This is a genomic window from Pseudoxanthomonas sp. OG2, from assembly GCF_014192765.1.
Lineage (GTDB): Bacteria > Pseudomonadota > Gammaproteobacteria > Xanthomonadales > Xanthomonadaceae > Pseudoxanthomonas_A > Pseudoxanthomonas_A beigongshangi.
The window spans coordinates 24,356-36,979 of sequence record NZ_JACHYM010000002.1; the positions used below are offsets into that span (position 1 = coordinate 24,356).

Below are 12,624 nucleotides of genomic sequence, written 5' to 3' on the forward strand. Positions count from 1 at the left end.
GTCCGAAGTCTTCGACGGACCTCGGCGGCGATGCTAGGCTGTGCGCCCCGGGAGATGGCATGCCTCCCCGAACCGCCGGCGCGCCGGCTGATGATGCCTACCGAAACCCGCAATCCGGGGCGGTGGGCATGCGCCATCGCTCCCTTTCTGGAGAAGTTGGCGATGCATTCCTTCCTGGCCGTTGCAGTGGGCGCCGCGCTCGGCGCGTGGGCGCGTTGGGGCCTGAGCGTCTGGCTCAATCCGCAGCATGCGCAGATGCCGCTCGGCACGCTCGCCGCCAACCTGATCGGCGGCTACGCGATCGGCGTGGCGATGGGCTGGCTGGCCCACCATCCGGCGCTGGCGCCGGAATGGCGCCTGTTCGTGATCACCGGTCTGCTCGGTGGACTGACCACCTTCTCCAGTTTTTCCGCCGAAGCCATGCAGCTGATCCTGCGGCTGCAGTACGGCTGGGCGTTCGCCCTCATCGCCGTGCACGTGCTGGGTTCGTTGCTGATGACCGGCCTGGGGTTGGTGACGGTGCGGCTGCTGCGCGGCTTGACGGGTTGATTCCCCACATCCGGACAATGCATTCCCGCCCGCTTACTTGCGGGGTTTGCCCGCCCTCGCCTCGCGCCTGGCCTCGCGCAGGCGATCGAGTTTTTCCTTGAGTTTGATTTCCAGCCCGCGTTCGACCGGTTCGTAGTACACGCGCTCCCCCATCGCATCGGGAAACGCGGTCTGGTCCAGCGCGATGCCGCCTTCGGCATCGTGGTCGTACTGGTAGCCGCCGCCGTAGCCAAGCTGCTTCATCAGTTTGGTCGGGGCGTTGCGCAGGTGCAGCGGCACCTCCTGGGTGCCGTGTTCGCGCACGTCCTGCCTGGCCATCCCGAAGGCCTTGTAGCCGGCGTTCGATTTGGCCGTGCTGGCCAGGTAGATCGCCACCTGCGCCAGCGCCAGATCGCCTTCCGGACTGCCCAATCGCTCATAGGTGTCCCAAGCATCCACCGCCATCTGCAGCGCGCGCGGATCCGCCAGGCCGATGTCCTCCACCGCCATCCGGGTCAACCGCCGCGCCAGATAGACCGGGTCGCAACCACCGTCCAGCATCCGCGCCAGCCAGTACAGCGCGCCATCCGGATTGGAACTGCGGATGGATTTGTGCAGTGCCGAGATCTGGTCGTAGAACTGCTCGCCACCCTTGTCGAAACGGCGCGTGCGATCGGCCAGCACCTGCTGCAGGGTCTGCGGGGTGATGGTGTTGTCCTCGCCCGTCGCCAGTTCGGCGGCGATCTCCAGCAGGGTCAGCGCGCGGCGCACGTCGCCATCGGCGGCGCCGGCGATTTCACCCAGCGCCTCATCGCTGGCCTGCAGGTCCTGCCCGCCCAGGCCGCGTTCCCCGTCATCCACCGCCCGCCGCAGCGCGTGGCGGATGTCATCGGCCGAGACCGCCTCCATCACGTGCACGCGGCAGCGCGAGAGCAATGCCGAGTTCAGTTCGAAGGACGGGTTCTCGGTGGTCGCGCCGACGAACAGGATGGTGCCGCGCTCGATGTGCGGCAGGAACGCGTCCTGCTGGCCCTTGTTGAAGCGGTGCACCTCGTCCACGAACAGCACGGTGCGCCGCCCTTCGGCGAAACGCTGCGCCGCCTCGGCCAGCACCGCGCGCACGTCCGGCAACCCGGACAGCACAGCGGAAATGGCCTGGAACTCGGCATCGGCGTACTGCGCCAGCAGCAGCGCCAGGGTGGTCTTGCCGCAGCCCGGCGGTCCCCACAGGATCATCGAATGCACGCGCCCGGACTCGACCGCGCGGCGCAGCGCGCTGCCGGGCGCGAGCAGCCGGCGCTGCCCGACCATCTCGTCCAGGGTGCGTGGCCGCATGCGTTCGGCCAGCGGCCGCATCGCCGAGCGATCGACGCTCAGCAGATCCGCTTCCTGCGGGAACGGATTTCGTGTTTTCGGGGATCGTGCCACCCGCCGATTCTACCGTCCGCGCGGCGCATTCGCGCCGTTGAATCGGCCGGTGAAAATGAAAGGACCGGATTCCCGATGGGAACCCGGTCCTGGATGGTCCGGCGGATGCGTGCTTGCGGTAGCGGCTCAGGAACCGCCAACGACGTCCACGCCCGGACCCGGCGCGTACTTGAAGGTGCCGCCGGGGAACGACGGATTGCGCTTCCAGCCACTGAACTTGATGGTGGTGCGCTGGCCGACCGCGTCGATCACTTCCATCTGCGCCAGGCCCTTCCCATCAAAACCCAGCCGCGCGGACTGGAAGTTGGCGTCGCCTTCGCGCTTGGGGGTCAGGGTCAGCCATTCCAGGCCGCCCTGGTTGCCGGTTTCCTTGACGTTGAACTGCTGGTCCAGCTTGCCGGGATCGATCAGCGCCGACAGCGGGCTGTTCTGCTCCTCGATGCCCTGCTCGCGCACGGTGGCCTGCTTCAGATCCGGATCGTAGACCCACACCTGCTTGCCGTCGGCGACGATCAACTGCTCGTAGGGCTTGTTGTATTCCCAGCGGAACAGGCGCGGCGCGGACAGCGCGACGCGGCCATTGGAGGTTTCCTTGAGCTTGCCGCCGCCGTCATGGACCTGCTGGACGAACTGGCCGTCCAGGCCCTTGAGTCCGGTGGTGAAGGCCTTGAGCTGGTCGCGGGCGCCGGCGAAGGCGTTGCCGGCGAACAGCGCGGCGGCGATGAGGACGGCGGGACGGGCGATTCGAATCATGGCGTCTGCAAGGTCTGGGGTTCGGATTCGGCGCCGAGTGTGCCCCGGCGAGTCTGAATGAGGCGCATCGCGTTGGCCCGGATTCCGCACGCCATGAACCGGCGTTCAGGCTGCCGGCGCGCGAAGGTTTCCCGGCGCATCAACGGGGCGGCGGCGGCGCCAGCACCTGGCGATCGCCGTTGTGTTCCGGTGGCGACACCACCCCGGCCGCCTCCATCGCCTCGATCAGGCGGGCGGCGCGGTTGTAACCGATCTTCAGCCGGCGCTGCACGCCGGAGATGGACGCGCGCCGGCTCTCGGTGACGATGCGCACCGCCTCGTCGTAGAGCGGGTCGCTCTCGTCGCCGCCACCGCTGCTGGTTTCCGGCAGGCCGGTCGGTCCGACCACCACGCCATCGCCCATCGTCTGGATCTCCTCCAGCACGCCCTCGATGTAGTCGGCGGTGCCGGTGGCCTTGAGGTGCTCGACGACGCGGTGCACCTCGTCGTCGCTGACGAAGGCGCCGTGGATGCGCTCGGGCATCGCGGTGCCCGGCGGCAGGTACAGCATGTCGCCGTGGCCCAGCAGGGTCTCCGCGCCGGACTGGTCCAGGATGGTGCGCGAGTCGATTTTCGAGCTGACCTGGAACGCGATGCGGGTCGGGATGTTGGCCTTGATCAGGCCGGTGATCACGTCCACCGACGGACGCTGGGTGGCCAGGATCAAGTGGATGCCGGCGGCGCGCGCCTTCTGCGCCAGGCGGGCGATCAGTTCCTCGACCTTCTTGCCGACGATCATCATCATGTCGGCGAATTCGTCGATGAAGATGACGATGAACGGCAGCGGTTCCAGCGGGCGCGGCGCCTCCTCCAGATCCGGATTGGGCTTGAACAGCGGATCCATCAACGGCTGGCCGGCGTCCTGCGCGTCCTTGACCTTCTTGTTGAAGCCGGCCAGGTTGCGCACGCCCACCGCGCTCATCAGCTTGTAGCGGCGCTCCATCTCCGCCACGCACCAGCGCAGGCCGTTGGCGGCCTCCTTCATGTCGGTGACCACCGGCGCCAGCAGGTGCGGGATGCCCTGGTAGACGCTGAGTTCCAGCATCTTCGGGTCGATCATCAGCATCCGCAGTTCTTTCGGCGAGGCCTTGTACAGCAGGCTCAGCACCATCGCGTTGACCGCCACCGACTTGCCCGAGCCGGTGGTGCCGGCGACCAGCAGGTGCGGCATGCGCGCCAGGTCGGCCACGGTCGGGCGGCCGGCGATGTCCTTGCCCAGCGCCAGGGTCAGCGCGCTGCCGGACTTGTCGTATTCCTTCGAACGCAGCAGCTCGCTGAGGAAGATCATCTCGCGGCTGGTGTTGGGGATTTCCAGGCCGATCACCGACTTGCCCGGAATCACGTCGACCACGCGTACCGACTTCACGCTCAGGCCGCGAGCGATGTCCTTGTCCAGCGAACTGATCTGACTGACCTTCACGCCCGGCGCCGGTTCCATCTCGAAGCGGGTGATCACCGGGCCCGGATAGGCGCCGACCACCTGCGCGTCGATGCGGAAGTCCTTGAGCTTGAATTCGATCTGGCGCGACAGGGTTTCCAGGGTTTCCTCGGAATAGCCCTTGGTCTGCGGCTTGGGATCGTCCAGCAGCGACAACGGCGGCAAGCCGGAGGCGTCCCCGCCCGTACCATGGAACAGCGGGATCTGCTGCTCGCGCTTGGCCCGCTCGCTCTTCTCGATCACCGGTGCCGGCGGCGGTTCGATCTTCACCGGCTCGCGCTTGGCGCGCAGCACCGCGTCGGCGCGGCGCACTTCCTCGCGCTCTTCGCGCATCACCCGGGTCTGCTGCCATTCGGCGGCCTGCTGGCTGCCCTTGCGGAACATGCCCGGCAGCGCCAGCACGCCCTTGCCGATGCGCTCCATCACCGCGAACCAGGACAGGCCGGTGGCCAGGGTCACCGAGACCAGGAACAGCGCCAGCAGAAACAGGTTGCCGCCCAATCCACCGAAGCCGCTGAGCAGCGACTTGCCGACCAGGGTGCCGAGGATGCCGCCCGGCCCGTCGGAGAAATGCTGGGCCGGCACCCCGCGCAGGAACAGCAGGCCGGTGGAGGAAATCAGGAAGCCGACCATGCCGACCAGCCGCAGCGCCGGCCCCAGATCCGCTTCGCCGTCACCATCGGTGTCCATGCCGAACAACGCGATCCAGGCGACCGCGCCGAGGATCACCGGCAGCAGGAACGCGACATAACCGCACAACGACAGCAGCAGCGCCGACAGCCATGCGCCGACCTTGCCGCCCCAGTTCTGGATCGGCGCGGTGACGCTGCCCGCCTGCGACCAGCTGGGATCGTCCGGCGAATACGAGAACAGGCTGGCGAAGAGATAGAGCAGCAGCGGCGCGATCACGATCAACGCGAGATCGCGCCACAGGCGTTGCCGGCGCGGATTCGCCGTCGCGGTTGCCTGCTTGCGCGCGGCCGCGTTGGCGCCCTTGCCCTTGCCGTTTTCGGATGCTGGTTTCGCCACCTTTCGATGAGACCTTAGGAATATGCCATTAGTCTTTGATAATAAACGAAACATTGGCAGATTTCAGCCCTCGGAATCACGCCGTCTCGGCGTCCGGCCCGGGAAAGCCCGCAGAAAAAAAGGCGCTACCGTGGCGCCCTGTCGCTGATCGCCAGCCTGTCGCCGGGCCGTGGCCCGCGTGCCGCTCGCGTGTTGTTGCGCATCACCGCATTCCATCCGCGCGCCTTGATCGAACCTGATCACACCCGCACTCTATGTCGCCTGCGACGGCGTGCCAGCCGTTGCAATCGCAAGGCCAATCCACCTTCTCCGCGAGTATACATGAGCACTTCGAAGCACTGCCGCCTGTTGATCCTGGGCTCCGGCCCGGCCGGCTGGACCGCCGCCGTCTACGCGGCCCGCGCCAACCTCAAGCCCGTCGTCATCACCGGTCTGCAGCAGGGCGGCCAGCTGATGACCACCACCGAGGTGGACAACTGGCCCGGCGACGCCCACGGCCTGATGGGTCCGGACCTGATGGCGCGCATGCAGGCCCACGCCGAGCGCTTCGACACCGAAGTCATCTTCGACCACATCCACACCGCCGACCTGGGCCAGCGTCCGTTCAAGCTCATCGGCGACAACGGCGAATACACCGCCGACGCGCTCATCCTGGCCACCGGCGCCACCGCCAAGTACCTGGGCCTGCCTTCGGAAGAGGCCTTCAAGGGCCGCGGCGTGTCCGCCTGCGCCACCTGCGACGGCTTCTTCTACCGCGACCAGGACGTGGCCGTGGTCGGCGGCGGCAACACCGCCGTCGAGGAAGCCCTGTACCTGGCCAACATCGCCCGCAAGGTCTACCTGGTGCATCGCCGCGACACCCTGCGCGCGGAGAAAATCATGCAGGACAAGCTGTTCGCCAAAATCCAGGCCGGCAAGATTGAGCCGGTCTGGCACCACACCGTGGACGAGGTGCTGGGCAACGAGGCCGGCGTGACCGGCCTGCGGGTCAAGTCGGTGCAGGACGGCAGCACCCGCGACCTGGACGTGCACGGCTTCTTCGTGGCGATCGGCCACACCCCCAACACCAGCCTGTTCGAGGGCCAGTTGGGGATGAACAACGGCTACCTGACCATCAAGTCGGGGCTGGACGGCGGCGCCACCGCCACCACCGTGCCGGGCGTGTTCGCCGCCGGCGACGTGGCCGACCAGCACTACCGCCAGGCGATCACCTCGGCCGGCTTCGGCTGCATGGCCGCGCTGGACGCCGAGCGGTTCCTCGACAAGGACGCCTGATGCTGCGCATCAGCGCGGACCCGGCGGAGCTGGATTTCGAACGGGTCCACGCGTTCCTGCGCGATTCCTACTGGGCGGCGGGCATTCCCGCCGCCACCCTGCGCCGTGCGCTGGATCACTCGATCTGCTATTGCGGTTTCCTCGACGGCTCGCAGATCGCCTTCGCGCGCGCGGTGACCGATCAGGCCACCTTCGCGTACCTCGCCGACGTGTTCGTCGACGAGGCCCATCGCGGCCAGGGTCATGGCCGCGCCATCGTGCGCGCACTGCTGGATGATCCGCGCCTGCAAGGGCTGCGCCGGCTGCACCTGGTCACCCGCGACATGCAGCCGCTGTACGCCGGATTCGGATTCGAGGCGCTGAGCCAGCCGGAGCGGCACATGCAGAAGCACGATCCGGACGTCTACCGCGGCGGCTGAAACCGTGTCCGCCCCTCCCCGTCTCCGCCTGCTCGAGGATCTGTCGGCGATTCCCGCCGCCGCGTGGGACGCGCTGCACGATGGCCGCAATCCGTTCGTCTCGCACGCATTTCTGGCCGGGCTGGAACGGCACGGCTGCGTGCGCGCGGACTGGGGCTGGACGCCACGCCACGCGACGCTGTGGGAAGGCGACACGCTGGTCGCGGCGGCACCGGCGTACCTGAAGGACAATTCGCACGGCGAGTTCGTGTTCGATCATGCCTGGGCACAGGCGTACGCGCGCTATGGACGCGATTACTTCCCAAAGTGGCTGTGCGCGGTGCCCTATTCGCCCGTGACCGGCCCGCGCCTGCTGGCGCCCACCGCCGCCTCGCGCCGGCAATTGATCGACGCACTGGCCGAACGCGCGGACGAGGACGGGCTGTCCTCGGTGCATGTCAATTTCCATCCGCAGGCGGAAGACGCCGCGTTCGACCCGACCTGGCTGTCCCGCACCGACGTGCAGTACCACTGGCGCAACGACGCCGGCTGGACGGATTTCGACGCCTTCCTGGCCGCCTTCGACCACAAGCACCGCAAGAACATCCGCCAGGAGCGCGCGCGGGTCGCGCGTGCCGGCGTGACCTTCCGGACCGTCCATGGCGGCGATGCCAATGACGCCGAGCTGGACGCCATGTTCGGCTTCTACCTGCAGACCTTCCACGACTACGGCAATTCGCCCGCGCTGACCGGCGAGTTCTTCCACCATCTGGCCCGGGCCCTGCCACGCCAACTGGTGCTGTTCCTGGCCGAACGCGACGGCGAAGCCATCGCCGGTGCGCTGTGCCTGCGCGGCGGCGACACCCTGTACGGGCGCTACTGGGGCTGCCGCCAGAACCTGCCGGGCCTGCATTTCGAGACCTGCTACTACCAGGGCATCGAATACTGCCTGCGCGAGGGCCTGCGGGTGTTCGAACCCGGCGCGCAGGGCGAGCACAAGATCGCGCGCGGCTTCCTGCCGGTGTTCGTGCGCAGCCGCCACCGCATCGCCGATCCTGCGTTCGCCGAGGCGCTGGGCCGCTGGTGCGAGGAGGAAACCCTGGCGGTGCGCCGTTACGCCGCCACCCTGGCCGCGCATTCGCCATTCAAGGCCAGCGCGCGCTGAACCCGACCACGTGGCGACATGCCGCGCCCGATGCCGATAATGTCGCGATGAGCCAGCGTCCCTTCCTGCTCGCGCCCGAACCCGACGCGCCGTTTCCGCCGGCGGAGCTCGCCCTGCGCCAACCCGACGGCCTGCTGGCGGTCGGCGGCGACCTGAGCCTGCCGCGGCTGCTCAACGCCTACCGCGGCGGCATCTTTCCCTGGTTCTCGGAGGGCCAGCCGCTGCTGTGGTGGTCGCCGGACCCGCGCATGGTGTTCCGCACCGACCGGCTGCATCTCGCCTCGCGGTTCCGGCGCGGCCTGCGCCGCTCGACCTGGCGGGTCCGCGCCGATACCGCCTTCGAGTCGGTGATCGCCGAGTGCGCCACCCGTCCGCGTCCGGGCCAGGATGGCACCTGGATCACTCCATCCATGCAGGACGCCTACGTGGCCCTGCACCGGGCGGGCCATGCGCATTCCATCGAGGTGTTCGACGGCGCCCGCCTGGTCGGTGGCCTGTACGGGGTGGCCATCGGCCGGATGTTCTTCGGCGAGAGCATGTTCAGCGCGGACAGCGGCGGTTCCAAGGTCGCCATCGCCGCACTCGCCCATACCCTGCACGGCTGGGGCTGGCCGCTGATCGATGCGCAGGTGGAGAACCCGCACCTGTTGAGCCTGGGCGCCGAGCGTCTCCCGCGCGCCGGGTTCCTGCACCAGATCCGCGGCCTGGTGGACCAGCCCGAGCCGACGGCGGCCTGGACCACTCGCTTTGGCGAGTTTCCCGCCGCCCGAATGGCGGACGCCACCGGGCATTAACGGTATTTTTGCGCGCGGCGCCTCAGCGGCGTACAATGGCGGACTTTATCGCCCTGGCCGTCTCCGGCCGCACAGCACAGGTCTGCATGTCGAAAGACGACTCCATCGAATTTGAAGGCACCGTTACCGAAACGCTGCCCAACACCATGTTCCGGGTCAAGCTGGAAAACGGGCATGAAATCATCGCCCACATTTCCGGTCGCATGCGCAAGAACTACATCCGCATCCTGACCGGCGACAAGGTCAAGGTCGAAATGACCCCCTATGACCTGACCAAGGGTCGCATCACGTATCGCATGAAGTAATTACGATAAGCTTTTGATTAAAAAGGGCGCCTTTGGCGCCCTTTTTGTTTTTGACGTCTGGCGCATCGGCGGCGGCCCGGTCCCCCGCCCCGCACCCGGCAACAAAAAAGCCGGAGCGTGGCCGCTCCGGCTTCGAACGAGCCATCCCGTCACCGGGACGGACTCCGGCCTCAGACCGTCACCGGCAACAGCTTCTCCGGTTCGGCCTGGGTTTCCACCACCAGTTCGCCGTCGCGCACGTCGATGCTGACCCGGCCGCCGTTGATCAGCTTGCCGAACAACAGTTCGTCCGCCAGCGGGCGCTTGACCTTGTCCTGGATCAGGCGCGCCATCGGGCGCGCGCCCATCAGCGGATCGAAACCGTGCTGGGCCAGCCAGTCGCGCGCCGCCGGCGTCGCCGACAGGCTGACGTGCTTCTCCTGCAGCAACATCTCCAGTTCGATCAGGAACTTGTCCACCACCCGCAGGATGTGGTCGAAGCCCAGCGCCTGGAACTGCACCACCGCGTCGAGGCGGTTGCGGAATTCCGGGGTGAAGCTGCGGCGGATGACCTCCATCGCGTCGGTCGAATGATCCTGCTGGGTGAAGCCGATCGAACGCCGCGAGGCCTGGGTCGCGCCGGCGTTGGTGGTCATCACCAGGATCACGTTCTTGAAGTTGGCCTCGCGGCCGTTGGTGTCGGTGAGCACGCCGCGATCCATCACCTGCAACAGGATGTTGAAGATGTCCGGATGCGCCTTCTCGACCTCGTCCAGCAGCAGCACGCAGTGCGGGGTCTTGACGATCTTCTCGGTCAGCAGGCCGCCCTGGTCGAAACCGACATAACCCGGGGGCGCGCCGATCAGGCGGCTCACCGAATGCGGTTCCATGTACTCGGACATGTCGAAGCGGACCAGCTCGATGCCCAGTTGCAGCGCCAGTTGCTTGGTCACCTCGGTCTTGCCCACGCCGGTGGGACCGGAGAACAAGAAATTGCCGATCGGCTTGTCCGGATTGCCCAGCCCCGAACGGGCCAGCTTGATCGCCGACGCCAGGGTCTCGATGGCCGGATCCTGACCGAAGATCACCATCTTCAGGTTGCGCTCCAGGTGCTGCAGCACGTCCTTGTCGGACGAGGTGACCTGCTTGGCCGGGATGCGCGCCATCTTCGCCACGATGGTCTCGATTTCCTCGATGTCGATCAGATCCTTGCGCTGGCCTTCCGGCAGCAGCCGCTGGCGGGCGCCGGCCTCGTCGATCACGTCGATGGCCTTGTCCGGCAGCAGGCGGTCGCCGATGTGCTTGACCGACAGATCCACCGCGGCCTGCAGCGCCTCGTCGGCGTAGGTGACGCCATGATGGGCCTCGTAGCGGGGCTTCAGGCCCTGCAGGATCTGGAACGCCTCGCCCACGGTCGGCTCGACGATGTCGATCTTCTGGAAGCGCCGCGCCAATGCGCGATCCTTCTCGAAGATGCCGCGGTATTCCTGGAACGTGGTCGAACCGATGCAGCGCAGTTCGCCCGACGCCAGCGCCGGCTTGATCAGGTTGCTGGCATCCATGGTGCCGCCGCTGGCCGAACCGGCGCCGATGATCGTGTGGATCTCGTCGATGAACAGGATTGCGCCGGGAATCTTGCGGATCGCCGCCAACACACCCTTCAGGCGCTTCTCGAAATCACCGCGGTACTTGGTCCCGGCGACCAGTGCGCCCAGGTCCAGCGAGTAGATGGTGGCGTCCAGCAGGACCTCCGGCACCTCGCCGTCCACGATGCGCTTGGCCAGGCCCTCGGCCAGGGCGGTCTTGCCCACGCCGGCCTCGCCCACGTAGAGCGGATTGTTCTTGCGGCGGCGGCACAGCACCTGGATGGTCCGCTCGATCTCGTCGGCGCGCCCGACCAGCGGATCGATCTTGCCCTGCCGGGCCAGGTCGTTGAGGTTGCTGGCGAACTCGGTCAGGGCATCGCCCTTGCCGTCGCCCTCGCCGGCCTCGGTCTTGCCGCCCTCGCCCTCGTGGGCGCCCTGGGCCTCGCCGTCCTCGCCCTGCTTGGCGATGCCGTGGGACAGGTAATTCACCACATCCAGGCGGGTGACGTCCTGCTGGTTGAGGAAATAGACCGCGTGCGAGTCCTTCTCGCCGAAGATCGCCACCAGCACGTTGGCGCCGGTGACCTCCTTCTTGCCCGAGGACTGCACGTGGTAGACCGCGCGCTGGAGCACCCGCTGGAAGCCCAGGGTGGGCTGGGTGTCGCGGCCGTCATCCTCGGCCAGGCGGGACACCGAGGCCTCGATGGCCTGTTCCAGTTCCTGCTGCAGGCGGCCGGAATCGGCGCCACACGCCTTCAGCACCGCCTGCGCGGACGGGTTCTCCAACAGCGAGAGCAGCAGGTGCTCCACCGTCATGAACTCGTGCCGTGCTTCGCGGGCGCGCTTGTAGCACTGGCCGATGGTTTGCTCGAGATCTTTGCTGAACATGGTCGCCTCCGGGGCCGATGCCGACAATATGCGGCCTGAGGGGTGGATTTCCATCACCCATCCGGATTTCAGTGTTCAGGAATCGTTGCCTTGCAAGGGCCGGCGGCGCCCAAACATCAAAACCTCAGGACTTCTCCATCGTGCACAGCAGCGGGTGCTGGTTCACCCGCGAAAATTCGTTGACCTGGGCCACCTTGGATTCTGCCACCTCGCGGGTGTAGACCCCGCAGACGGCGCGGCCCCGGGTGTGGACGTGCAGCATGATCTGGGTGGCCTTTTCCAGGTCCATGCCGAAGAACTGTTGCAGGACCACCACGACGAAATCCATCGGGGTGTAATCATCGTTGAGCAGCACCACCTGGTAGAGCGGCGGCGGCGCCACCTCCGGTTTTCCGGTTTCCACCAGGACGGCGTGGTCGCGTTCGTTTTCATGCTTGCGGGACATGTGGCAATTATACGGATTGGACGCCCAACGAGCTTGCACGCACAATTAACCCCTTTCCCCCAATGGACTGCCCGCTGATGAAATACGCCGCCCTTGCCCTCGTCCTCGCCGCCGTCGCGGGCCTGCCCGCCGCGCACGCCGCCGATGCCGATCCGGCCATCGCCAAGCAACTCAAGGGGCTCGGCTACGAGTACGAGGTGGACGAGGATGGCGACTACAAGCTGCTGATGGCCACCGGCGACAACGACGAGCGCAGCCAGATCGTCTATATCCGCTCGACCGTGGAGACCTACGGCAAGCACCGGGTCCGCGAGCTGTGGTCGTATGCCTACCAGTCGCCGAGCGAATCGCTGCCGGCGGTGGTCGCCAACCGCCTGCTGGACGCTTCCAACGCGCTGATCCTCGGTTCCTGGGTCAAGCAGGATCGCAGCGCCGTCTACGTGGTCAAGCTGCCGGCCGACGCCAGCACCGAACTGCTGGAAGACGCCATTTCCGCCGCCGCCGTTTCGGCCGACGCGATGGAAGTCGAACTGGCCGAAGATCCGGCTTCCGACGACTATTGATTCCGGGATGC

12 protein-coding genes and 1 riboswitch are annotated in these 12,624 nt (G+C 67.1%); of the genes, 7 read left to right on the forward strand and 5 right to left on the reverse strand.

From position 1 onward, the window contains the following. Positions 1 to 41: 41 nt before the first annotated feature. Positions 42 to 107, forward strand: a riboswitch (Fluoride riboswitch). 49 nt (positions 108 to 156) lie between these two features. After that, positions 157 to 549: a fluoride efflux transporter CrcB gene (gene crcB / locus FHW78_RS13200; protein WP_218533992.1), complete on the forward strand. Its 393-nt coding sequence runs from the start codon at positions 157 to 159 to the stop codon at positions 547 to 549. A 33-nt stretch (positions 550 to 582) separates the two neighbouring features. Here crcB and FHW78_RS13205 read toward each other — a convergent pair whose 3' ends face one another. The 3 genes from FHW78_RS13205 to FHW78_RS13215 form a co-directional block, all read right to left on the reverse strand. Continuing rightward, positions 583 to 1,884 (reverse strand): replication-associated recombination protein A, encoded by a 1,302-nt coding sequence (locus FHW78_RS13205; protein WP_183644648.1) that lies wholly within the window; start codon positions 1,882 to 1,884, stop codon positions 583 to 585. 198 nt (positions 1,885 to 2,082) lie between these two features. Then, positions 2,083 to 2,709, reverse strand: a complete 627-nt coding sequence (gene lolA / locus FHW78_RS13210; protein ID WP_183641475.1) for an outer membrane lipoprotein chaperone LolA — start codon at positions 2,707 to 2,709, stop codon at positions 2,083 to 2,085. 139 nt (positions 2,710 to 2,848) lie between these two features. Next, complete coding sequence (locus FHW78_RS13215) at positions 2,849 to 5,215, reverse strand: DNA translocase FtsK (RefSeq protein WP_318289015.1); 2,367 nt, start codon at positions 5,213 to 5,215, stop codon at positions 2,849 to 2,851. A 321-nt stretch (positions 5,216 to 5,536) separates the two neighbouring features. On the opposite strand from FHW78_RS13215, the gene trxB reads away from it, so the two are divergent. The 5 genes from trxB to infA all read left to right on the forward strand — a co-directional run bounded on the left by trxB (position 5,537) and on the right by infA (position 9,152). Further along, positions 5,537 to 6,490 carry a thioredoxin-disulfide reductase gene (trxB, locus tag FHW78_RS13220; protein WP_141452944.1) on the forward strand — a complete coding sequence of 318 codons (954 nt, stop codon included), beginning with the start codon at positions 5,537 to 5,539 and terminating at the stop codon, positions 6,488 to 6,490. After that, on the forward strand, positions 6,490 to 6,909 hold the full coding sequence (locus FHW78_RS13225; RefSeq protein ID WP_183641485.1) for a GNAT family N-acetyltransferase: 420 nt from the start codon (positions 6,490 to 6,492) through the stop codon (positions 6,907 to 6,909). Before trxB ends, FHW78_RS13225 begins: the two co-directional genes overlap by 1 nt. A gap of 4 nt (positions 6,910 to 6,913) precedes the next feature. Then, positions 6,914 to 8,053 carry a GNAT family N-acetyltransferase gene (locus FHW78_RS13230; protein WP_183641487.1) on the forward strand — a complete coding sequence of 380 codons (1,140 nt, stop codon included), beginning with the start codon at positions 6,914 to 6,916 and terminating at the stop codon, positions 8,051 to 8,053. Positions 8,054 to 8,100: 47 nt separating this feature from the next. Next, on the forward strand, positions 8,101 to 8,847 hold the full coding sequence (gene aat / locus FHW78_RS13235; RefSeq protein WP_183641489.1) for a leucyl/phenylalanyl-tRNA--protein transferase: 747 nt from the start codon (positions 8,101 to 8,103) through the stop codon (positions 8,845 to 8,847). 86 nt (positions 8,848 to 8,933) lie between these two features. Next, complete coding sequence (gene infA, locus FHW78_RS13240) at positions 8,934 to 9,152, forward strand: translation initiation factor IF-1 (protein WP_079726088.1); 219 nt, start codon at positions 8,934 to 8,936, stop codon at positions 9,150 to 9,152. A gap of 170 nt (positions 9,153 to 9,322) precedes the next feature. Here infA and clpA read toward each other — a convergent pair whose 3' ends face one another. Together clpA and clpS are read right to left on the reverse strand one after the other, a co-directional pair. Further along, entirely contained in the window at positions 9,323 to 11,605 is a 2,283-nt protein-coding gene (clpA, locus tag FHW78_RS13245) for an ATP-dependent Clp protease ATP-binding subunit ClpA (RefSeq protein WP_183641491.1), read from the reverse strand. 124 nt (positions 11,606 to 11,729) lie between these two features. Then, positions 11,730 to 12,050 carry an ATP-dependent Clp protease adapter ClpS gene (gene clpS / locus FHW78_RS13250; protein ID WP_141452949.1) on the reverse strand — a complete coding sequence of 107 codons (321 nt, stop codon included), beginning with the start codon at positions 12,048 to 12,050 and terminating at the stop codon, positions 11,730 to 11,732. A gap of 77 nt (positions 12,051 to 12,127) precedes the next feature. Between clpS and FHW78_RS13255 the strand changes: the two genes are divergently transcribed. Further along, positions 12,128 to 12,613 (forward strand): hypothetical protein, encoded by a 486-nt coding sequence (locus tag FHW78_RS13255; protein WP_183641493.1) that lies wholly within the window; start codon positions 12,128 to 12,130, stop codon positions 12,611 to 12,613. Positions 12,614 to 12,624: the final 11 nt, after the last annotated feature.